General features: G+C 63.9%; 18 protein-coding genes. 4 read left to right on the top strand and 14 right to left on the bottom strand.

Annotation, left to right across the window (positions count from 1 at the left end):
* Positions 1 to 21 precede the first annotated feature (21 nt).
* Complete coding sequence (locus tag C1O66_RS21910) at positions 22 to 279, top strand: type B 50S ribosomal protein L31 (protein WP_102770129.1); 258 nt, start codon at positions 22 to 24, stop codon at positions 277 to 279.
* A 192-nt stretch (positions 280 to 471) separates the two neighbouring features.
* Entirely contained in the window at positions 472 to 2,121 is a 1,650-nt protein-coding gene (locus C1O66_RS21905) for an ArnT family glycosyltransferase (protein WP_243392922.1), read from the top strand.
* A 128-nt stretch (positions 2,122 to 2,249) separates the two neighbouring features.
* On the opposite strand, the gene glmM is transcribed toward C1O66_RS21905, so the two are convergent.
* From glmM to C1O66_RS21885, 4 genes are all read right to left on the bottom strand, one after another.
* Positions 2,250 to 3,581, bottom strand: a complete 1,332-nt coding sequence (gene glmM / locus C1O66_RS21900) for a phosphoglucosamine mutase (protein WP_102770128.1) — start codon at positions 3,579 to 3,581, stop codon at positions 2,250 to 2,252.
* Positions 3,582 to 3,649: 68 nt separating this feature from the next.
* Entirely contained in the window at positions 3,650 to 4,429 is a 780-nt protein-coding gene (gene folP / locus C1O66_RS21895) for a dihydropteroate synthase (protein WP_102770432.1), read from the bottom strand.
* 202 nt (positions 4,430 to 4,631) lie between these two features.
* The gene (gene ftsH, locus C1O66_RS21890) at positions 4,632 to 6,536 is read right to left on the bottom strand and encodes an ATP-dependent zinc metalloprotease FtsH (RefSeq protein WP_102770431.1); all 1,905 of its coding nucleotides are present in this window, start codon (positions 6,534 to 6,536) and stop codon (positions 4,632 to 4,634) included.
* A gap of 124 nt (positions 6,537 to 6,660) precedes the next feature.
* A complete protein-coding gene (locus C1O66_RS21885; RefSeq protein ID WP_102770127.1) occupies positions 6,661 to 7,362 on the bottom strand; it encodes an RlmE family RNA methyltransferase in 702 nt (233 codons plus the stop codon).
* Positions 7,363 to 7,382: 20 nt separating this feature from the next.
* Between C1O66_RS21885 and C1O66_RS21880 the strand changes: the two genes are divergently transcribed.
* Entirely contained in the window at positions 7,383 to 7,865 is a 483-nt protein-coding gene (locus C1O66_RS21880; protein WP_102770126.1) for a YhbY family RNA-binding protein, read from the top strand.
* A 64-nt stretch (positions 7,866 to 7,929) separates the two neighbouring features.
* On the opposite strand, the gene C1O66_RS21875 is transcribed toward C1O66_RS21880, so the two are convergent.
* The 5 genes from C1O66_RS21875 to C1O66_RS21855 all read right to left on the bottom strand — a co-directional run bounded on the left by C1O66_RS21875 (position 7,930) and on the right by C1O66_RS21855 (position 14,190).
* Positions 7,930 to 8,358: a DUF4149 domain-containing protein gene (locus tag C1O66_RS21875; protein ID WP_333780331.1), complete on the bottom strand. Its 429-nt coding sequence runs from the start codon at positions 8,356 to 8,358 to the stop codon at positions 7,930 to 7,932.
* 16 nt (positions 8,359 to 8,374) lie between these two features.
* Positions 8,375 to 8,851: a transcription elongation factor GreA gene (gene greA, locus C1O66_RS21870; RefSeq protein ID WP_102770124.1), complete on the bottom strand. Its 477-nt coding sequence runs from the start codon at positions 8,849 to 8,851 to the stop codon at positions 8,375 to 8,377.
* 176 nt (positions 8,852 to 9,027) lie between these two features.
* Complete coding sequence (gene carB / locus C1O66_RS21865; protein ID WP_102770123.1) at positions 9,028 to 12,294, bottom strand: carbamoyl-phosphate synthase large subunit; 3,267 nt, start codon at positions 12,292 to 12,294, stop codon at positions 9,028 to 9,030.
* 23 nt (positions 12,295 to 12,317) lie between these two features.
* Entirely contained in the window at positions 12,318 to 13,502 is a 1,185-nt protein-coding gene (carA, locus tag C1O66_RS21860; protein ID WP_394341047.1) for a glutamine-hydrolyzing carbamoyl-phosphate synthase small subunit, read from the bottom strand.
* Positions 13,503 to 13,785: 283 nt separating this feature from the next.
* Positions 13,786 to 14,190 carry a GlcG/HbpS family heme-binding protein gene (locus C1O66_RS21855; protein WP_102770122.1) on the bottom strand — a complete coding sequence of 135 codons (405 nt, stop codon included), beginning with the start codon at positions 14,188 to 14,190 and terminating at the stop codon, positions 13,786 to 13,788.
* A 263-nt stretch (positions 14,191 to 14,453) separates the two neighbouring features.
* On the opposite strand from C1O66_RS21855, the gene C1O66_RS21845 reads away from it, so the two are divergent.
* Entirely contained in the window at positions 14,454 to 15,149 is a 696-nt protein-coding gene (locus C1O66_RS21845; protein WP_102770120.1) for a Bax inhibitor-1/YccA family protein, read from the top strand.
* Positions 15,150 to 15,209: 60 nt separating this feature from the next.
* Here the strand turns inward: C1O66_RS21845 and rlmD are convergent, their stop codons facing one another.
* The 5 genes from rlmD to surE form a co-directional block, all read right to left on the bottom strand.
* Positions 15,210 to 16,565: a 23S rRNA (uracil(1939)-C(5))-methyltransferase RlmD gene (gene rlmD, locus C1O66_RS21840; protein WP_102770119.1), complete on the bottom strand. Its 1,356-nt coding sequence runs from the start codon at positions 16,563 to 16,565 to the stop codon at positions 15,210 to 15,212.
* A gap of 42 nt (positions 16,566 to 16,607) precedes the next feature.
* A complete protein-coding gene (rpoS, locus tag C1O66_RS21835) occupies positions 16,608 to 17,630 on the bottom strand; it encodes an RNA polymerase sigma factor RpoS (RefSeq protein ID WP_102770118.1) in 1,023 nt (340 codons plus the stop codon).
* 37 nt (positions 17,631 to 17,667) lie between these two features.
* Entirely contained in the window at positions 17,668 to 18,594 is a 927-nt protein-coding gene (locus tag C1O66_RS21830; RefSeq protein ID WP_102770117.1) for a peptidoglycan DD-metalloendopeptidase family protein, read from the bottom strand.
* Between the two features lie 100 nt (positions 18,595 to 18,694).
* Positions 18,695 to 19,552: a protein-L-isoaspartate(D-aspartate) O-methyltransferase gene (locus C1O66_RS21825; RefSeq protein WP_102770429.1), complete on the bottom strand. Its 858-nt coding sequence runs from the start codon at positions 19,550 to 19,552 to the stop codon at positions 18,695 to 18,697.
* Positions 19,549 to 20,298, bottom strand: coding sequence for a 5'/3'-nucleotidase SurE (gene surE, locus C1O66_RS21820; protein ID WP_102770116.1), 750 nt, complete (start codon positions 20,296 to 20,298; stop codon positions 19,549 to 19,551). The genes C1O66_RS21825 and surE overlap by 4 nt, the downstream gene beginning before the upstream one ends.
* Between the last annotated feature and the right edge of the window lies 1 nt (position 20,299).

Here is a 20,299-nt window from a genome sequence, read left to right as displayed (position 1 = left end):
GCGCAAAGCGAGAGGTCTCTCATGAAAGACGGCATTCACCCGAATTACCGCGACGTTTGCTTCGTGGATCAATCCAATGGTTTCAAGTTCATCACGCGTTCGACCGTGAGCAGCAAGGAAACCATCACGCTGGACGACGGCCGCGAAGTGCCGCTGGTCAAGCTGGAAACCACCAGCGAATCGCACCCCTTCTACACCGGCCAGCAAAAGAGCATCGACAACCTGGGCGGCCGCGTCGAGAAGTTCCGCAACAAGTTTGCCGGTTTCGCCAAGAAGTAAATCCGACTCGACCCGGACTTCGGGTTCTCGGTACAGGAAGGCAGCTCTGGCTGCCTTTTTTCATGCCCGCTTCGCCAAGCCCCGTGCAGCCCTCGCCCCACACGCTCAGCTTCGCAAGACGCGCGCCTCGCTGCCATCACAGCTTTGCGGCATGATCCAGGCATCTTTCATTCGCACCCAACTGCTCCACGCGTGAACCTGCCCACCCCTGCCATCGTTGCCGAGCGAAGTGCGCAGCGCCTGCCCCGCCTGGCACTGCTGCTGTTTTGCGCAGCCTATGTGCTGCCTGGCCTGTTCGGCCGAGATCCCTGGCGCAATGCAGACCTGAGCGCCTTTGGCTTCATGGCCAGCATTGCGCAAGGCAGCGCCCCATGGTGGCAACCTGCGATCGCGGGCATTCCGGCAGAAGGCGGCCCCCTGCCCTACTGGGTGGGTGCGGCAGCCATCCAGGCCCTGCCTTTCGCCGACGCTGCTTTCGCGGCGCGCCTGCCATATGCACTGATGCTGGTGCTGGTCCTGGTGCTGGTTTGGTACAGCAGCTTCCATCTGGCGCGCACCGATGCAGCACAACCCGTGGCCTTTGCATTTGGCGGGGAAGCACAGGCCGTCGATTACGCCCGCTCACTGGCCGATGGCGCCCTACTTGCCTTGATCGCCAGCCTGGGTCTGCTGCAACTGGGTCACGAAACCACGCCCGAATTACTGCAGTTGCTGGCTGTCAGCCTCTACCTATACGGCCTCGCCGCGGCCCCCTATCGCCCCAGCAAATCGCGCTGGGCGATTCTTGGAGCACTCCCCATATTGGCAGCCAGTGGCGCGCCCGCGGTGGCGCTCGCGCTGTCGCTCATTGGCGCCTGGCTTTGCCGGCGCTCGCGGTATCTGGAAGTGCGGAGCCTCACCTTATGGCTGCTTGCTTCAGGCTGTCTGGCCGCCATGAGTGCCTGGGAATTCAATGCCTGGGCTTGGCGAATCAAAGGCGAATTGGATCTGGATCAGTTGCTGCGCACCCTCAATTTGCTGGCTTGGTTCTGCTGGCCGGTCTGGCCCATGGCCCTCTGGACCCTGTGGCGCTGGCGTGCACATTGGCAAGGCAGGCATATCCTTCTGCCACTGATCGCCGCCCTGATCCCCCTGCTGACCAGCATCCTGATGGGCGGCTCGGATCGCGCTTTGTTGTTGAGCTTGCCGGCGCTTGCAGTGCTCGCCAGTTTTGCGTTGCCCACCTTGCAGCGCGGCATCGCCGCAGCCATGGACTGGTTCTCGGTGTTCTTCTTCAGCGCCTGGACATTGCTGTTCTGGCTGCACTACATCTCCATGCATCTGGGTGTGCCACGCACGCCCATGACCAATCTGCGCCGCCTGGGTTTGGGTGAAGAGTTCGAACCACGCTTCAGCGCACTGGCCCTGGTATTGGCCGTATTGGCTACTGCGGCATGGATCGCACTGGTTCGTTGGCGCACCGCCCGGCATCAGCATGCGCTTTGGAAGAGCTTGGTCCTGCCCGCCGGGGGCGTGGCCCTTTGCTGGCTCTTGATCATGACCTTGTTGCTGCCGCCACTGGATTTCATTCGCAGCAACGGCCCCTTGGTGGAGCGCTTGCGGGCTCACCTGCCGCAGAACGCCAACTGTGTCGCAGCACCGGATCAGTCCCTGGCAACCTTGGCCTCGTTGCAGTTCCAGGGCCGATGGAGGGTCGATGCTCAGCATTCCCTGCAAAACACCCGCTGCAGCCATGCGCTGCAGAGCAACAGTCAGGAGATTCCCTCCGGCTGGAGCGTGGTAGCGGCCGTAAGTCGGCCTTCCGACAAGTCGGGCGGATTCTTGGTTCTCAAGCGCCCCTGAATCGACCACTGCCTGGCAATCAAGCAAAAAGCCCCAGATGACATGTCACCTGGGGCTTTTCATTTCAGCGTCAAGGGTTCGGGCAAATGCAACACACTGCAGCACACCCGCCCCGAACCATCATCACATCAGGCCTTGACGGCCTCCGCCAAGCGTTGAGCACTTTGCTGTGCCAAGGCCGCGTCGCTGGCCTCCACCATCACCCGCAGAAGCGGCTCGGTGCCGGAGGCGCGGATCAGCACACGGCCGCGGTCGCCGAGCTCAGCCGTCACCTCGGCTTGCTCGCGCGCCAGGCGGGCATTGCTGCGCCAATCCTGACCCGGCTGCAAACGCACATTGATCATGGTCTGCGGGAACAAGGTGACGTCTGCCAGATGCTCCGACAAAGAGCGACCGGTGCGGCTGACGGCCTGCAGAATCAGCAAAGCGCTGACAATGCCATCGCCCGTGGTGTGCTTGTCCAGGGCCAGCAAATGGCCCGAGCCTTCGCCACCCAGCTGCCAGCCGCGCGCGCTCAGCTCTTCCAAAACATAACGGTCACCGACCTTGGCACGGACGAAGTCCACATCGCGCGAGCGCAGGGCCAGCTCGACCGCCATATTGGTCATCAAGGTGCCCACCGCGCCAGGCACACGCAGGCCCTGACCCAGGCGATCGGCCACCATCACATACAGCAACTCGTCACCGTTGTAGAGGCGGCCTTGTGCGTCCACCAGTTGCAGGCGATCGGCGTCACCATCCAGCGCGACGCCGTAGTGCGCGCCGTGCTCATGCACGGCCTTGACCAGGGCGGCGGGCGAAGTGGCTCCGAAACCGGCGTTGATATTGAAACCGTCGGGGCTGCAGCCAATGGAGATGACCTCGGCACCCAGCTCGTGGAACACATCAGGGGCCACGTGGTAGGCCGCGCCATGCGCTGCATCGACCACGATCTTCATGCCCTTGAGGGTCAAATCGGAGCCGAAGCTGTTCTTGCAGAACTCGATGTAACGACCACGCGCATCGCCGATGCGGCGAGCGCGGCCAAGATTGGCTGAATCAATCCAGGTCGGCGGCTCGTCGAGCGCCGCTTCGACGGCCAGTTCCCAGGCATCGGGCAGCTTTTCACCCTTGGCCGAGAAGAACTTGATGCCGTTGTCGGCAAAGGGATTGTGCGAAGCGCTGATCACCACACCCAGATCCTGGCGCAGCGCGCGAGTCAGGTAAGCCACCCCGGGCGTGGGCAGCGGGCCAGTCAGCTGAACATCGACGCCGGCCGAGGCAAAACCGGCCTCCAGGGCCGACTCGATCATGTAGCCAGAAATACGCGTGTCCTTGCCGATCAAGACGCTGGGGCGGCTCGACTGCTTGCGCAGCACTTGGCCCACCGCATGGCCCAAGCGCAACATGAAGTCGGGCGTGATCGGCGCCTGGCCGACCGTGCCACGAATCCCATCGGTACCGAAATACTTGCGGCTCATTGTGAGCACCCTCCTGAAAATCAATCCGCTATTGTCGGTCAGCGGCTGTGGCAACTGCGTAACAGTATTCACGCGCCCCCGGCAGCCGCATGCCAGACCTTGAGCGCATCGACCGTCGCCGCCACATCGTGCACGCGCACGATGCGGGCGCCGCGTGCCACCGCGGCCAACGCCGCGGCCAAACTACCGGCCAGGCGCTGGTCCACAGGCCGGCCGGTCACATCTCCGATGGCCCGCTTGCGCGACCAACCGATCAACAATGGGTAGCCCAAACCTTGCAACTCTTGCAGTCGCGCCAGCAGCTCAAAATTCTGTGCCGTGGTTTTCGCGAACCCGTAACCCGGGTCCAGCACGATACGCTCCGCCGCCACGCCGGCTTCACGCAAGACGCGCGCCCGGTCGGCCAAAAAGGCAGCCACCTCCGGGACCACATCGCCGTAGTCCACCAAAGCCTGCATGGTGGATGAGTCACCGCGCATGTGCATCAGGCACACACCGGCATCTGCATGGGACGACACCGCCTTGAGCGCACCTGGCATTCGCAAGGCCTGAATGTCATTGATGATGTCCACTCCGAGATCGAGCGCACGCGCCATCAGTGCCGGTTTGTAGGTGTCGATGGACACCGGCACGCCCAGCTTCACCGCCTCGGCCAGCACAGGCGCCACACGCGACCACTCGTCGTCCTCGCCGAGCAACTGCGCGCCGGGGCGGCTGGATTCGCCGCCGATGTCAAGGATGTCCACACCATCCGCCAGCAGGCACTCGCAATGAGCGATGGCGCTGCGCGCTGTCCCGTGCTGGCCACCGTCGGAAAAGGAATCCGGTGTGACATTGACGATGCCCATGACCTGGACACGCTGCAGATCGATGGCAAAGCGGCGGGTGCGCCAGGTCGGCGCGGACTCATTGGGTAATGCGCTCAAAGCAAGACTCAAGTCGTAAGAAAGAACTGCGAGCAGGCTGCAGGCAACTCGGCGAGCCTGAAGGAATGCGACAAAGAAAAAGGCCCGGCTTCAGAAGCCGGGCCCCACTCAATCTCAGCCTTGGTCAGGCGGCAGCAGGTGCACCATCGGTGCTCACTGGAGGCGAGCCGCCGCTGCTGGCACTGTTGCGCGGCTGCGAGCCGTCACCCGGATCGCGGGGCGGGCGACCAGCCATGATGTCCAGCACCTGATCCCGGTCGATGGTTTCCCACTTCATCAGCGCCGCGGTCATCTCTTCGACCTTGTCGCGATGGGTTTCCAGAATACTACGTGCCACCGCGTACTGCTCATCCAGGATTCGACGCATTTCGGCGTCGACCTTTTGCTGCGTGCTTTCGCTGATATTGGACGTCTTGGTCATGCTGCGGCCGAGGAAGACTTCACCCTCGTTCTCTGCATACACCATAGGACCCAACACCTCGCTCATGCCGTAGCGCGTGACCATATCGCGCGCGATGCGGGTGGCGCGTTCGTAGTCGTTGGACGCACCGGTGGAGATGTCCTTGACGAACAGGTCTTCGGCGATACGGCCACCGAACAGGATGCTGATTTCATTCAGCATCTGCTTGTAGTAACGGCTGTACTGATCACGCTCCGGCAACTGCCAGGTCACGCCCAAGGCACGGCCACGCGGCATGATGGTGACCTTGTGAACCGGGTCCGTACCCGGCAGCATCTCGGCCACGATGGCATGGCCAGACTCGTGGTAGGCGGTCGCCCGCTTCTCCTCTTCCGTCATCACCATGCTCTTGCGCTCGGGGCCCATATAGAGCTTGTCCTTGGCGCGCTCGAAGTCGATCATCTCGACCAGGCGAGCACCGCGACGGGCGGCAAACAAGGCAGCTTCGTTGACCAAGTTGGCCAAGTCAGCACCGCTCATGCCGGGCGTGCCGCGCGCCAGGATGCTGGCGTTAACGTCCTGACCCACAGGCACCTTGCGCATGTGCACATTGAGGATCTGCTCGCGACCGCGGATGTCCGGCAAGGTCACATAGACCTGACGGTCAAAACGACCGGGGCGCAGCAACGCCGGGTCCAGGATGTCCGGGCGATTGGTCGCAGCGATCACGATGACGCCGAGGTTGGTTTCAAAACCATCCATCTCGACCAGCATCTGATTCAGCGTCTGCTCGCGCTCGTCATTGCCGCCGCCCAGACCGGCACCGCGATGGCGACCGACCGCATCGATTTCGTCGATGAAGATGATGCAGGGCGCGCTCTTCTTGGCCTGCTCAAACATGTCGCGAACACGGGCGGCACCGACGCCGACGAACATCTCGACGAAGTCAGAACCCGAGATCGTGAAGAACGGCACCTTGGCTTCACCGGCGATGGACTTGGCCAGCAAGGTCTTGCCGGTTCCCGGGGGGCCGACCAGCAACACACCGCGCGGGATACGACCGCCCAACTTCTGGAATTTTTGCGGGTCTTTCAGGAAGTCGACCAGTTCCTTCACTTCTTCCTTGGCCTCGTCGCAACCGGCCACATCAGCAAAGGTGATGTTGTTGCTGGCTTCATCCAGCATTCGAGCCTTGCTCTTGCCGAAGCTGAAAGCGCCACCCTTGCCGCCACCTTGCATCTGACGCATGAAGTAAACCCACACGCCGATCAAGAGCAGCATCGGGCCCCAGCTGACCAGCATGCTGATCAGGAAAGAAGGCTCTTCGCGAGGCTTGACGTCAAACTTGACACCGTGATTGCGAAGATCACCGACCAGACCGCGGTCCAGATAGGTGGCTGTGACACGGATCTTCTTGCCATCCGAGCCCTCGGCAATGATGTCGGTGCCGCCATTGCCTTCTTGCAGAGTTACCTGCTTGATGCGGCCGGACTGGACTTCATCGAGGAACTCCGAGTAGCCCATGGCATTGCCCGGGGCTGCGCTGCGGTCAAACTGCTTGAAGACCGTGAACAGCACCAGAGCGATCACGATCCAGACCGCTACTTTCGAGAACCACTGATTGTTCACCGCCACTCCTTGTTCATTACGGCCAGGCTGCACTGTTTACAGCCACGTGCACGGCATATGGGGTTGATTCTATTGCAGTCAAGAGGCCAGGCTGATTTGCATGGCCATGCGAAATCACCGGCATTCACGCCGGCGTGTCTGCCTTCGGTACGGCAGGCTTCTTCAGGCCGATGCCAATCAGGAAGGTCTCGGACGAACGATCGCGCGAGGCCTTAGGCTTCAAGGGCTTGACCTTCTTGAAAGTCGCCTTGAAGAGTTCCACCAACTGCGTGTAACCGCTGCCATGAAACACCTTGGCCACCAGCGCACCTTCAGGCTTGAGATGGGCTTGCGCGAACTCGATGGCCAACTCGACCAAGCCGGCCACACGCGCCGCATCCGAGCTCTCGATGCCCGAGAGATTGGGCGCCATGTCGGACACCACCACATCGACAGACTTGCCTGCGAGGGCTGCCTCCAGCTGATGCAGCACCGCCTCCTCCTGGATATCGCCCTTGATGAAATGCACGCCCTCAATCGGCGCGCAATCGAGCAAGTCCAGCGAGATGATGGTGCCGTTGAGTTGCCCCACGGCTGCGCCGCCGGTACCGGCCTCCTTGGGGGCAAAGCAGCGCCGCAGATACTGGCTCCAGGCGCCCGGTGAAGCACCGAGATCGACCACCACCTGGCCCGGGCGGATCAGCTTGAGCTCTTCGTCAATCTCTTTGAGCTTGTAGGCCGCGCGGGCGCGATAACCGTCACGCTGGGCCATCTTGACGTAGGGATCATTGATGTGATCATGCAACCACGCCTTATTAAGTTTTTTGCTTTTTGTTGTGAACTTCATGTTGCACGGATAATACGCCTATGCCTGCGATTCAATTGACCCCTGCCCAGCGCAAGGAAAAACGCTCCGAAGCCCATCATCTCGACCCCATGGTCATGATAGGCGCGGATGGACTCACCCCTGCCGTCGTGAAAGCGACCGACGCCGCCCTCAATGCCCACGGGCTGATCAAGGTGCGGATTTTCTCGGACGACCGCGCCAACCGCGAAGGCATCTTCGCCAGCCTGTGCGGCGAACTGAATGCGGCGCCGATTCAGCACATCGGCAAGCTGCTTATCATCTGGCGCCCGATTCCGCCCAAGGAAGACGAAGCCAACACCCGCGCAGACAGCAAACTGGGCCCGCGCGTGGTCAAGATCGTCAAGTTCTCGAAGAGCGGCAACCACCGCCCGCAGACCAAGAAGCTGCGCGTTTTGGGCAACGAACGCGTTGCCCAGGGCGGCGAGATCAAGCGCGCCAAGCGCCGCCTCACCAGCATCAAGAAGAGCTCGCAGGATCAGTGATCCTGCTGCATGCCACCCAGCCTGGGCCCCGCCCGAGACTGGCTGGCATCAGAGCGCCACGCGCTCAGGCCCGGCTGCTACGCCAGGCCAGTGCCAAGACCAGCAAGGTCTTGAGCCCGTAAAACCCAAACGACACCGCATGCAGGCTCATGAACGACCATGAGCCCTGCCCGGCACGCGCGGCCGCCATCAAGGGCTGCAGCGCAAAGTAACCCAGCACGGTACAAAACAAGGCGCCCGCCGGCAGAAGGAACTCGGCGGTCAAGGCACGAGCCTGCCCGTCGCGCGCCAGGCGGCGCTCCATCAGCATCAGCAGCAGCGCGGCCGCCAAACTCAGGTTGGCCTCCTGCGCAAACAGGCGGCCGACAAAAACACCCGCCTGCGCCTTTTCCAGCGCCGCAAATGCGCTGGGCGCCGCCACAAAGGCCACGCACAGCAGCAAACCTGCCCAGAGGGCAGCCAGCAGCAGGCGCGAACGCTGGAGCAGAGTCACGAAACCGCCTGCGCCATCAAACGTAGCGGACTTCCACCACCTCGTAGCGCTTGACGCCGCCGGGCGCCTGCACATCGGCCACGTCGCCGGCCTCCTTGCCGATCAGCGCGCGCGCGATGGGCGAGCTGATCGAGATCAGGCCGAGCTTCAGGTCGGCCTCGTCGTCACCGACGATTTGGTAGGTCACCTCGGCGCCGGTGGCCTCTTCTTCGAGGTCCACGGTCGAGCCGAAGACGATGCGGCCGCCGGCATCCACCGAGGCCGGATCGATGATCTGGGCCGCAGCCAGCTTGCCTTCGATCTCCAGAATGCGGCCTTCGATGAAGCCTTGCTTGTCCTTGGCGGCTTCGTATTCGGCGTTTTCAGACAGATCGCCTTGAGCACGCGCCTCGGCAATCGCATTGATCACGGCATGACGCTCAACGCTCTTGAGTTGATGCAGCTCGGCTTTGAGCTTCTCGGCACCGCGGGTGGTCAATGGAATGGTGGCCATGATTTGAATGAATGAAACCTTGAAAAAGCCTGGGCGCCGACCACGTCTGCGGCGCGGCGCCGGGAGAACGGCGAGTCGCAAGCCCGAAAGGGGCTCATTTCCTCGCTCCACAAAATGAAGCCGCCGCTGCGACCCTGCTTCCAGGGGCGCGGCGGCGGACTTCGTTCAGACGCAGTTTAGTGCAGTTCGGCGTGCAGTTCCTGCAGGGATTGCACCAGCAGGCCGTTCTGGTGCTTCATGCCCTCCACCGCAGCCTCACAACCCGCCATGGTCGTGTAGTAGGTGACTCGCGCGGCCAGCGCTGCCTGACGGATGTGGCGGCTGTCGGCGATGGCGGTGCGGGTCTCGTCCACGGTGGTGAAGACCAACTGGATGTCGCCACCCTTGATCATGTCGACGATGTGCGGGCGGCCATCCTTGACCTTGTTGACCACGGTCACCGGCACGCCGGCTTCGCTGATGGCGGCTGCCGTGCCCTTGGTGGCCACGACGCCGAAGCCCAAGGCATGCAGGTCCTTGGCCACGGCCACGGCACGCGCCTTGTCGCCGTTCTTCACGGTGATCAGGATATTGCCCTGACGCGGCAGGCGCGAGCCAGCGCCGAGCTGGCTCTTCAACATCGCTTCGCCGAAGGTGCGGGCGGCGCCCATCACTTCGCCGGTGGAGCGCATTTCTGGGCTGAGGATGGGGTCCACGCCAGGGAACTTGTTGAAGGGGAAGACGGCCTCCTTGACGCTGTAGTACGGCGGAATCACCTCGGCCGGGATGCGACCCAGGCGGTCCTTCTGGTCCTTGAGCTTCTGGCCCGCCATGCAACGCGCGGCGATCTTGGCCAACTGCTGGCCGGTCGCCTTGCTCACGAAGGGCACCGTGCGCGAGGCACGCGGATTCACTTCCAGCACATAGACAGTGGCGCCGTCGAGGCCGCCCGTCACGTCGCCTTGGATGGCGAACTGCACATTCATCAGGCCCACGACCTTGAGCGCCTTGGCCATGGCCGCGGTCTGGCGGCGCAGCTCGTCCTGCAGCTCTTGCGACAGGGTGTATGGCGGCAGCGAGCAGGCCGAGTCGCCGGAGTGGATGCCCGCGGCTTCGATGTGCTCCATGATGCCGCCGATCATGACGGTCTCGCCGTCGCTGATGCAGTCGGCATCGACTTCCACCGCGTCTTCCAGGAAGCGATCGAGCAGCACCGGTGACTTGTCGGAGACGCGCACCGCTTCGCGCATATAGCGCTCCAGGTCCTTGTCGCCGTGCACGATTTCCATGGCGCGGCCGCCCAGAACATAGCTGGGGCGCACGACCAGCGGATAGCCGATCTCGTTGGCCAGAGCCACGGCCTGCTCTTCGGTGCGCGCGGTGCGGTTGGGCGGCTGCTTGAGGCCCAGCTCATGCAGCAGCTTCTGGAAGCGCTCGCGGTCTTCGGCGATGTCGATGCTGTCCGGCGTGGTGCCGATGATGGGCACGCCGGCGCGCTCCAGATCCAGGGCCAGCTTCAACGGCGTCTGGCCGCCGTACTGCACGATCACGCCGACCGGCTTTTCCTTGTCGACGATTTCCAGCACGTCTTCCAGGGTCACCGGCTCGAAATAGAGGCGGTCCGAGGTGTCGTAGTCGGTGGACACGGTCTCGGGGTTGCAGTTGACCATGATGGTTTCATAACCGTCTTCGCGCATGGCGAGCGCGGCATGGACGCAGCAGTAGTCGAACTCGATGCCCTGGCCGATGCGGTTCGGGCCACCACCCAGCACCATGATCTTCTTGTTGTTCGTCGGCTCGGCCTCGCACTCTTCCTCGTAGGTCGAGTAGAGGTAGGCGGTTTCGGTGCTGAATTCGGCCGCGCAAGTGTCCACGCGCTTGTAGACCGGGCGAACGTTCAAGGCATGGCGCGCAGCGCGCACCTCGTGCTGGTTGGTGCCCAGCAGCTTGGCCAGGCGGCGGTCCGAGAAGCCCTTCTTCTTGAGCAGGCGCAGTTCATCGGCGCTCAACGAGGCCAGGCCGCGGCCGGCCAGCGATTGCTCGATCTTGATGATCTGCTCGATCTGAGCCAGGAACCAGGGGTCGATGGCGGTCTCTTCGAAGACCTCTTGCAAGCTCATGCCGAGACGGAACGCGTCGCCGACGAAGAGGATGCGCTCCGGGCCGGGCTCACCGATTTCCTGGATGATTTCTTCGCGATCGGTCGAACGCTCGCTCAGGCCGTCGATGCCGGTTTCCAAGCCGCGCAGGGCCTTCTGGAAGGATTCCTGGAAGGTACGGCCCATGGCCATCACCTCGCCCACCGACTTCATCTGCGTGGTCAGACGCGAATCGGCCATGGGGAATTTCTCGAAGGCAAAACGCGGGATCTTGGTGACCACGTAGTCGATCGAGGGCTCGAAAGACGCCGGAGTCACACCGCCGGTGATGTCGTTCTTCAGCTCATCCAGGGTGTAGCCGACGGCCAGCTTGGCCGCGATCTTGGCGATCGGGAAGCCGGTGGCCTTGGAGGCCAGCGCCGAGGAACGCGACACACGCGGATTCATCTCGATCACGGTCATACGGCCGTTCTGCGGATTGATCGAGAACTGCACGTTCGAGCCGCCGGTGTCCACGCCGATTTCGCGCAGGATGGCGATCGAAGCGTTGCGCAGCAGCTGGTATTCCTTGTCGGTCAGCGTCTGGGCCGGGGCGACGGTGATGGAGTCACCGGTGTGCACGCCCATGGGGTCCAGGTTCTCGATCGAGCAGACGATGATGCAGTTGTCGCGGCTGTCGCGCACCACTTCCATCTCGTACTCTTTCCAGCCGATCAGCGATTCTTCGATCAGCAGCTCATTGGTCGGAGACAGGTCCAGGCCGCGCTTGCAGATCTCTTCGAACTCTTCCGGGTTGTAGGCAATGCCACCGCCGGTGCCACCCAGCGTGAAGCTGGGGCGGATGACCATGGGGAAGCCGGTGCCGCCGATTTCGTCCTTGATGCGCTTTTGCACGGCCAGCGCCTCTTCCATGGAATGCGCAATGCCGGACTTGGCGGAGTCGAGACCGATCTTGGTCATCGCATCCTTGAACTTCAGGCGGTCTTCGGCCTTCTCGATCGCCTTCTCGTTGGCGCCGATCATCTCCACGCCGTACTTGGCCAGCACGCCGTGCTTGTGCAGGTCCAGGGCGCAGTTCAGCGCGGTCTGGCCACCCATGGTGGGCAGCACGGCGTCCGGGCGCTCCTTGGCGATGATCTTCTCGACCACCTGCCAGGTGATGGGCTCGATATAGGTCACATCGGCCGTGTCCGGGTCGGTCATGATGGTCGCCGGATTGCTGTTGACCAGGATGACCTTGTAGCCTTCCTCACGCAGGGCCTTGCAGGCCTGGGCGCCGGAATAGTCGAACTCACAGGCCTGGCCGATGATGATGGGGCCGGCGCCGATGATGAGGATGCTCTTGATGTCTGTACGTTTGGGCATGTCTTTACTCCATCAGGCCGTGATCAGGACTTGGCCATCAGACCGATGAAGCGGTCAAACAGGTAGGCGATGTCGTGGGGGCCGGGGCTGGCTTCGGGGTGACCCTGGAAGCAAAAGGCCGGCTTGTCGGTGCGGGCCAGGCCTTGCAGCGTGCCGTCGAACAAGCTGATGTGGGTGGCGCGCAGATTGGCAGGCAGGCTGTCCGCATCGACCGCAAAGCCGTGATTCTGGCTGGTGATGCTGACGCGGCCGTTGTCCAGGTCCTTGACCGGGTGGTTGCCGCCGTGATGGCCGAACTTCATCTTGAAGGTCTTGGCGCCCGAGGCCAGAGCCATGATCTGGTGACCCAGGCAGATGCCGAAGGTCGGGATGCCCGATTCGATCAGCTGCGCTGCCGCTGCGATCGCGTAATCGCAAGGCTGCGGATCGCCAGGGCCGTTGGACAGAAAGACACCGTCCGGCTCCAGATCGAACACGGCCGAAGCCGGGGTCTGGGCCGGCACCACGGTGATCTTGCAACCGCGCTCGGCCAGCATGCGCAGGATGTTGCGCTTGACGCCGAAGTCATAGGCCACCACATGGAAACGCGGCTGGCTCAGCTGGCCGTAGCCCTTGCCCAAGGTCCACTCGGTTTCGGTCCAGCCGTGGCGCTCGGGCGTGCTGACCACCTTGGCCAGGTCCAGTCCGGACATGCTGGGCGCAGCCTTGGCCTTGGCGACTGCATCGGCGATCAACGCCTCGGTCACAACCTGACCCTCGGGCACCGCCAGGATGCAGCCGTTCTGGGCACCGGTCGTGCGCAGCAGGCGGGTCAGACGGCGGGTGTCGATGTCGGCAATGGCAACCGTGCCTTCGTCGCGCAGGTACTGCGCCAGGCTGCGGGTCTTGCGGAAGTTGGAATCAAGGATGGGCAGCTCCTTGATGATCAGGCCAGCGGCATGGATCTTCGGGGCCTCGACATCCTCGTCGTTGACGCCGTAGTTGCCGATGTGCGGATACGTGAGGGTCACGATCTGCCGGCAGTAGCTCGGGTCGGTGAGGATTTCCTGGTAGCCGGTCATGGCGGTGTTGAACACCACCTCGCCGACCGTGTGACCGGCTGCGCCGATCGAGGTGCCTGTGAAGACCGTGCCGTCTGCCAGGGCGAGAATCGCTTTGGGGGTTTGGAGCAGATCGGGCAGCACGGGGAACTCCGGTGAGGTGCGCACGCCCAGCTCTGCTCTTGCAGCCGGCCGGGCTCAGGGGAGAACCGGGCCGAAAGAGCCTGAGTTTGGTGGAGAAACTGAAGCGAGTTTCGCTGGGGTGGCGGTGGTTGCGGGTAAACCTGCTGAGTATAACCCACCAGGGTTATCACCAAGCCCGGTTTTGCATACTTTGCGCAAATGACGGCATCAAGTCAGCCTTCGCCAGATGCCATGACTACCACCGCAAACCACCACAAGTTCGACGGCAAGGAGGCAGCGCACCATCCCGCGCCAACCCTCCGCGGACTCAGACCAGCGCCGCGATGCCCGCGCGCGCAATCTGCGCGTCTTCGCTGGACTTGACGCCACTGACGCCGACGGCGCCGATGCAATGGCCATCCACCAGCACCGGCACGCCACCCTCGAGCAAGCCACTCAAGCCCGGCGCACTCAGGAAGGACACGCGGCCCTGGTTGATGATGTCCTCGTACACCTTGGACTCGCGACGACCCAGCGCGGCGGTGTGCGCCTTGGCCGGGGCGATCTGGGCCGACACGGCCGGCGCGCCGTCCAGGCGCTGCAGCCACAGCAAATGCCCGCCGTCATCGACGATGGCGATGGTCACCGCCCACTGGTGCGCCAGGGCTTCAGCCTCGGCAGCGGCGGCGATGCGCTTGACGTCTTCCAGGCTCAGGTACGGCTTTTGTTTCATGGTCTCTCTTGAATCGGAACGGGGAAGGCCGCACTTTAGCTGCATGGGCGCCAGCCATTCATGCGCTGGCATGCAGCACTGCCCTGACCCGCCCGCGCAGCCTCGCGCACTCGCAGAGCGCCAATTGCGCGATCGCACCACAGGGCTCAGCACGGCGGCCCGGCACGCGCTACATTTCGCCCTGAGTGACGCGGCGCACTGGGACAAGACAAGCTGGACCATCGCCGCGCCGCCGATGGTTTGGATGATGGAGGACGCTTGAGATGAATGAAACCCTGCAAACCCAACTGAACGCAAGCCTGGGCCAAGGCCTGGCGGCCGAGCGCCAGCGCGTGCTGCGCAACACCTACTGGCTGCTGGCCCTGTCCATGGTGCCCACCGTGCTGGGCGCCTGGGTGGGCGTGTCCACCGGCCTGATGGCCAGCATGGGCACCGGCATGAGCTTGATCGTCTTCATGGCCGGCGCCTTCGGCCTGATGATGCTGGTGGAAAAGACCAAGAACAGCAGCACCGGCGTCTACGCCCTGCTCGCCTTCACCTTCTTCATGGGCCTGATGCTCTCGCGCCTGTTGGCCGCGGTGCTGGGCTTCAAGAATGGCAGCAGCCTGATCATGACGGCCTTTGGCGGCACGGGCGCCATCTTTTTCGCCATGGCCAGCCTGGCCACCGTGATCAAGCGCGACTTGTCCAGCATGGGCAAGTTCCTGTTCGTGGGCGCCATCATCATGCTGGTGGCCGGCGTGGTGAATGTGTTCCTGCAGTCCTCGGCCCTGATGCTGACCCTGCTGGTGCTGTCCATGGCCGTGTTCTCGGCCTTCATGCTCTACGACATCAAGCGTGTGCTGGACGGCGGCGAGACCAACTACATCTCGGCCACCCTGGCCATCTATCTGGACCTCTACAACGTGTTCCAGAGCCTGCTGTCCCTGCTGGGCATCTTCGGCGGAGAAAGGGACTAACACCCCCTACCGGCTGCGTGGCGCATAGAAACGAAAGGGCCTGACGGCCCTTTCTTCATTTCAGCGCTCGAACACCGCAATGCTCTCCACATGCGAGGTGTGCGGGAACATATTGACCGCACTGGCCGCCGTGCAGCGATAGCCTGCCACATTGACCAGCAAACCTGCATCGCGCGCCAGTGTGGACGGGTTGCAGGACACGTAGACGATGCGCTTGGGCAAGGTCCAGCCGGGCGCCAGCTCCGGGTTCTGCGCAATATCGGCTACCGCCTTGGCCAAGGCGAAAGCACCGTCGCGCGGCGGGTCAACCAGCCATTTGTCGGCCACGCCATCGGCCACCAGCAGTTCCGGCGTCATCTCGAACAGATTGCGGGCCACAAAGCGGGTCTTGTCGGCCAGACCATTGCGCGCGGCGTTCTCGCGCGAGCGCTGCACCAAGGTCTCGCTGCCCTCGATGCCCAAGACCTCGCGCGCCTGCGTCGCCAAGGGCAAGGTGAAGTTGCCCAGGCCACAAAACCAATCGATCACCCGCTCATCAGGCTGCACCGCCAGCAAGCGCAGCGCGCGACCGACCAGCACGGTGTTGATGTGCGGATTGACCTGGGTGAAATCGGTGGGCTTGAAGGGCATGACCACGCCGAACTCGGGCAGGCGGTAGGCCAACTCGGGGCCGCCTTCATCGAGCAGATGCACGGTCTCCGGCCCCTTGGGCTGCAACCACCATTGCACGCCGGGGTGCAGCGCCGCAAAGTCACGCAGGCGCTGACGATCCGGCTCCAACAGGGGATTCAGGTTGCGCAGCACCAGGGCGATGACCTCGTCCCCCATGGCCAGCTCGATCTGCGGCAGGCGGTCGCGCTCGTCCATGCTGGCGATGAGATCGCGCAGCGGCATCAGCAGGTCGCTGACGCGCTGCGGCACCACCTTGCAGACCTGCATATCGGCCACGTAGCGGCTCTTGCGCTCGTGGAAGCCGATCAAGACCTGACCCTTCTTCGGCACATAGCGCACCGAAAAGCGGGCGCGGTAGCGGTAGCCCCAGGTCGGCCCCTCGATCGGACGCAGCAGCATCTCGGGCTTGACCTTGCCGAGGTGCCAGAGGTTGTCCTCCACCACACGCTGCTTCACGGCAACCTGGGCACCAGCGTGCAGATGCTGCATCTTGCAGCCCCCGCAGGCGCCAGCATGGAGACCGAAGTGCGGGCAGCCGGGCGTGACGCGCTGGGCGCTCTCGCGCCGCATGGCTGTCATCGTGCCCTGCTCCCAGTTGTTCTTCTTGCGGCCGGTGCTGACCTGGACCTGTTCACCCGGCAAGGCGCCTTCGATGAACACCACCTTGCCGTCTTCCTTGTGGGCCACGCCCTGGGCATCCAGGTCAATCGATTCGACCGTCAGCCATTCTGTTTCTTGACTCATGCCGCAATTATCGCCGCGCGCCGCGACGGGCCGACCGGCCACTCAGAAGATGGAGTCGCGGTCGATGCCGTGGCGCATCATGTTGCGCTTGAGCTTGGCCAGCGCTTCGATCTGGATCTGGCGGATGCGCTCGCGCGTGAGCTTGAGCCGCACGGCCAGCACATCGAGGGTTTCGGGCTCGCGGTCGAACAGACCAAAGCGGCCTGCCAAGACCTCGCGCTCTCGCTCGTTCAAGGCCGACATGCCGTGGCGCAGCAGCTCGTCCAGCTCATGGCTGAGGCGCAAGCCCAGCGGATCGATGGTCTGCTCATCGGCCACCAGGTCCATCATCGATTCGCCGCCCTCGCCGTTGCGATCGACCGGCGCATCGAGCGAGCTGGGCAGCTCGGCATAGGCCAGCAACTCGGACACCTCGGCCAAGGGCCGACCCAGCGCAGCGGCGATGTCTTCGGCCCGCACCTGGCCGGCGCCGCCATTCTGGCTCTGCACGGCTTCGAGTGCCCGCCGCGCCTTCAGCACATGGTTGAGTTCCCGCACGATGTGCACCGGCAGGCGCACCAGGCGGGCCTGGTGCATCAAGGCACTCTCAATGCTCTGGCGTATCCACCAGCTGGCGTAGGTGGAGAAACGAAAGCCACGCTCGGGCTCGAACTTGCCGATGGCATGCATGAGGCCGAGATTGCCGTCTTCGATCAGGTCGCTGAGCGGCAGGCCGCGGCCCAGGTAGTTCTTGGCGATGGAAACGACCAAGCGCAGGTTGTGCTCGATCATGGACTGGCGGGCCGCGAAATCACCGGCACGTGCGCGCTGGGCGGTCTCGAACTCTTGCTGCGGGCTCAGCAAAGGTGTGCGGCGGATGTCGCGCAGATAGGCCTGCAGCGCATTGCCCACTTCCAGATCGCTGCCGGTGTTGAGGCGGCCATTCAGGCCGGCCACTTCGTCTTCGGCTTCGTCGGCAGCGCGCTCGCGAGCATCAGAGATCGAGCCCGCGGCCTGCCCCGCCAATCCCGCCGCCAGCGGCAGCGAATGGGACAGAGACGATGGCGAGGACGGGCTGCGTTTCATGGCGGGCTCACATCGAACGCGCCAGCCCGAGATCAGGCTAGCGAGCGGGCAGGACCTTGGCAGGGTCGATCGGCTTGCCCAGCTTGCGCACCTCGAAATGCAGTTTCACCTGCTCGGCGTCGCTGGACCCCATTTCCGCGATCTTCTGTCCCTTGCGCACGGCCTGGTCTTCTTTGACCAGCAGGGTTTGGTTGTGTGCGTAGGCCGTCAGGTAGGTCGCGTTGTGCTTGATGATGACCAGATTGCCGTAGCCGCGCAAGCCCGAGCCTGCGTAGACCACGCGGCCATCGGCAGCCGCCAGCACCGCATCCCCCGGCTTGCCGAAGAAGGCCAGACCCTTGTTGCGCTGCTCGTCAAAGCCCGCCCCCACAGCCGTGCTGGTCGGCCAAGCCCAAGCAGGATCCTCGTCGTTGTCTCGGCTGGCCACGGTACCCGACGCAGCTGCGGACGCAGCCGAAGCCGAGCTGGAAGCAGCCGAGGCGGACTTATCCGCCGCCGTGGGAGCCGAGGCCGCACCGGCATTGGGCTTGCTGTCCAGCGGGCGGGTTTCCACCTTGGCCGTGCTCACGGGGCGGGCCGCCACGCTGCCGGCATCGACGCCAGGCGGCAGCACGCGCAAGACCTGACCCACCTCGATCAGATTGGGCTTGTCGAGGTTGTTCCACTTGCTCAGGTCCCGCCAGTTCTGGCCGTTATCGAGGGCGATGCGGATCAGGGTGTCACCGGGTTTGACGGTGTAGTAGCCGGGCTTGCCGGCGTTCTCGGCGCCGGGCAGGGGCTTGGCTTCGGCCGTCGGAGCGCTGCTCGGCGTCGGGGCCACGGGCGCAGTGGGCGCCGGCTTGACGCTGCCGCCCACCGGTCGCTCTTCCACCGGCGCACGATTCAGGCTGGTGCCGCAAGCCGTCAAGGAAAGCAGGCCGCAGGCCAGCAAGAGCTTGATGGAAGGATGAAATGTCGGTTGCATGCGTCGCTGTCGGGGCTGGTGCGTTGGAAGGCTCCGGCCTTCATTCACACATTCATTCAAAGCCGGAGTCCAAAAGGGGCGAGGCCGACCGAAGGCCGCCTCACATGACGCCGGATTTTAGAGGCACGAAGAGCACTGCCTCGTGCTCTGTGCGCACAAAGCGACTGCGGCCGTTTTCCAGCAGATGATCCACTCTCACCAAGACCTGACCCCGCCCCCCCGGCGCGGCCATGGGCGCGATCAGGCGGCCACCCGGCGCCAATTGCTCCAGCCAGGCGCCCGGGATGTCATCACCACCAGCCGCGGCGACGATGCTGTCGAAGGGCGCCGCGCCCGGCGCACCGAGCCGGCCGTCGCCGTAAATCAGGCGCACCTGGGGCAGATGCAGCGGTGCCAGATTGCTGCGCGCCTTGTCGTGCAAGGGCTTGAGACGCTCGATCGACACCAGGCTTTGCGAGAGCAAGGCCAGCACCGCCGCCTGGTAGCCACAGCCCGTGCCAATCTCCAGCGTGCGGCCGAGATGGCCGCGCTGGCTGGCCGACTGACCGCCGAAGAGCATGGCGATCATGCGACCCACGACCGAGGGCTTGGAAATGGTTTGCTCGTGACCGATGGGCAGGCTGGTGTCTTCGTAGGCCTGGATGGCCAGGGCGCTGTCCACGAACTCATGGCGCGGCACGCGCGACAGGGCTTCCAGCACGCGCTCATCGTGCAAGCCGTCGCGGCGCAAACGCAGCACCATGCGCTGGCGCACCTTGGCCGAATCCAGGCCGAGCCCGCTGGGCGCCAGCTGGCGCGCCGCATCCAGCGCCGCTTCGCGCAAATGGCGCTGCGGCATCAGCACTTCACGCGCCACACCGCCGCCCACGCTGGCATTGGCCCCGCCCACCTTACCCAAGGGCAGAGGGAATCGTGACGCACGAACCACGGGTTTACCGTCGCTGCCGCTGTTGCTCATGCCGGCCGGTCCATGCGCTGCGCCCATGCACCCAAGGCCGCATGGTGGGTCAAATCCACCTGCAGCGGTGTCAGGGAGACCATGCCGTTCGCGGTGGCGTGGAAATCGGTGCCCTCGCCCGCTTCACGCGCATCGCCAGCAGGGCCGATCCAGTAGATCGGCTCGCCACGCGGGCTCATCTGCTTGATCACTGGCTCGCTGGCATGACGCCGGCCCAGGCGGGTGACACGCCGCGGCAGATCGCAGGCATCCGCCCGGTTCGGAATGTTCACATTGAGCAAGAAGGCCGAGCCCAGGCCGCCGGCCAGCACCTGCTCGACCACCTGGCGCGCCAGCGCTGCCGCAGCATCGAGATGGCCCCAACCTTTGTCGACCTGGGAAAAGGCGATCGAGGGGATGCCGAACAGGAAGCCCTCGGTGGCGGCGGCCACGGTGCCGGAATACAGGGTGTCGTCGCCCATATTGGCGCCATTATTGATGCCCGAAAGCACCAGATCGGGCTTGTAGTCCAGCAAGCCGGTCAGGGCCACGTGGACGCAGTCCGAGGGCGTGCCGTTGACATAGCGAAAACCGTTGCTGGCGGTGTAGACGGACAGCGGGCGACCCAGAGTCAGCGAGTTCGAGGTGCCGCTGGCGTTCTGCTCGGGGGCGATGACTTCGATCTGCCCCAGACCATCACAAGCCTTGACCAGCGCATGCAGCCCCGGCGCCAGGTAACCATCATCATTGGCGATCAATATGCGCATG

It is taken from the genome of Paucibacter aquatile (genome assembly GCF_002885975.1).
GTDB lineage: Bacteria > Pseudomonadota > Gammaproteobacteria > Burkholderiales > Burkholderiaceae_C > Paucibacter_A > Paucibacter_A aquatilis.
This window is presented reverse-complemented; position numbering and strand designations above follow the sequence as displayed.

What these genes read in the sequence shown, in the direction of transcription:
- C1O66_RS21910 (WP_102770129.1), top strand. Translation starts at nt 22, where the DNA reads ATGAAAGACGGCATTCACCCGAATTACCGCGACGTTTGCTTCGTGGAT.
- glmM (WP_102770128.1), bottom strand. Translation starts at nt 3,581, where the DNA reads ATGAGCCGCAAGTATTTCGGTACCGATGGGATTCGTGGCACGGTCGGC.
- folP (WP_102770432.1), bottom strand. Translation starts at nt 4,429, where the DNA reads ATGGGCATCGTCAATGTCACACCGGATTCCTTTTCCGACGGTGGCCAG.
- C1O66_RS21885 (WP_102770127.1), bottom strand. Translation starts at nt 7,362, where the DNA reads ATGAAGTTCACAACAAAAAGCAAAAAACTTAATAAGGCGTGGTTGCAT.
- C1O66_RS21880 (WP_102770126.1), top strand. Translation starts at nt 7,383, where the DNA reads ATGCCTGCGATTCAATTGACCCCTGCCCAGCGCAAGGAAAAACGCTCC.
- greA (WP_102770124.1), bottom strand. Translation starts at nt 8,851, where the DNA reads ATGGCCACCATTCCATTGACCACCCGCGGTGCCGAGAAGCTCAAAGCC.
- carB (WP_102770123.1), bottom strand. Translation starts at nt 12,294, where the DNA reads ATGCCCAAACGTACAGACATCAAGAGCATCCTCATCATCGGCGCCGGC.
- C1O66_RS21855 (WP_102770122.1), bottom strand. Translation starts at nt 14,190, where the DNA reads ATGAAACAAAAGCCGTACCTGAGCCTGGAAGACGTCAAGCGCATCGCC.
- C1O66_RS21845 (WP_102770120.1), top strand. Translation starts at nt 14,454, where the DNA reads ATGAATGAAACCCTGCAAACCCAACTGAACGCAAGCCTGGGCCAAGGC.
- rlmD (WP_102770119.1), bottom strand. Translation starts at nt 16,565, where the DNA reads ATGAGTCAAGAAACAGAATGGCTGACGGTCGAATCGATTGACCTGGAT.
- rpoS (WP_102770118.1), bottom strand. Translation starts at nt 17,630, where the DNA reads ATGAAACGCAGCCCGTCCTCGCCATCGTCTCTGTCCCATTCGCTGCCG.
- C1O66_RS21830 (WP_102770117.1), bottom strand. Translation starts at nt 18,594, where the DNA reads ATGCAACCGACATTTCATCCTTCCATCAAGCTCTTGCTGGCCTGCGGC.
- C1O66_RS21825 (WP_102770429.1), bottom strand. Translation starts at nt 19,552, where the DNA reads ATGAGCAACAGCGGCAGCGACGGTAAACCCGTGGTTCGTGCGTCACGA.
- surE (WP_102770116.1), bottom strand. Translation starts at nt 20,298, where the DNA reads ATGCGCATATTGATCGCCAATGATGATGGTTACCTGGCGCCGGGGCTG.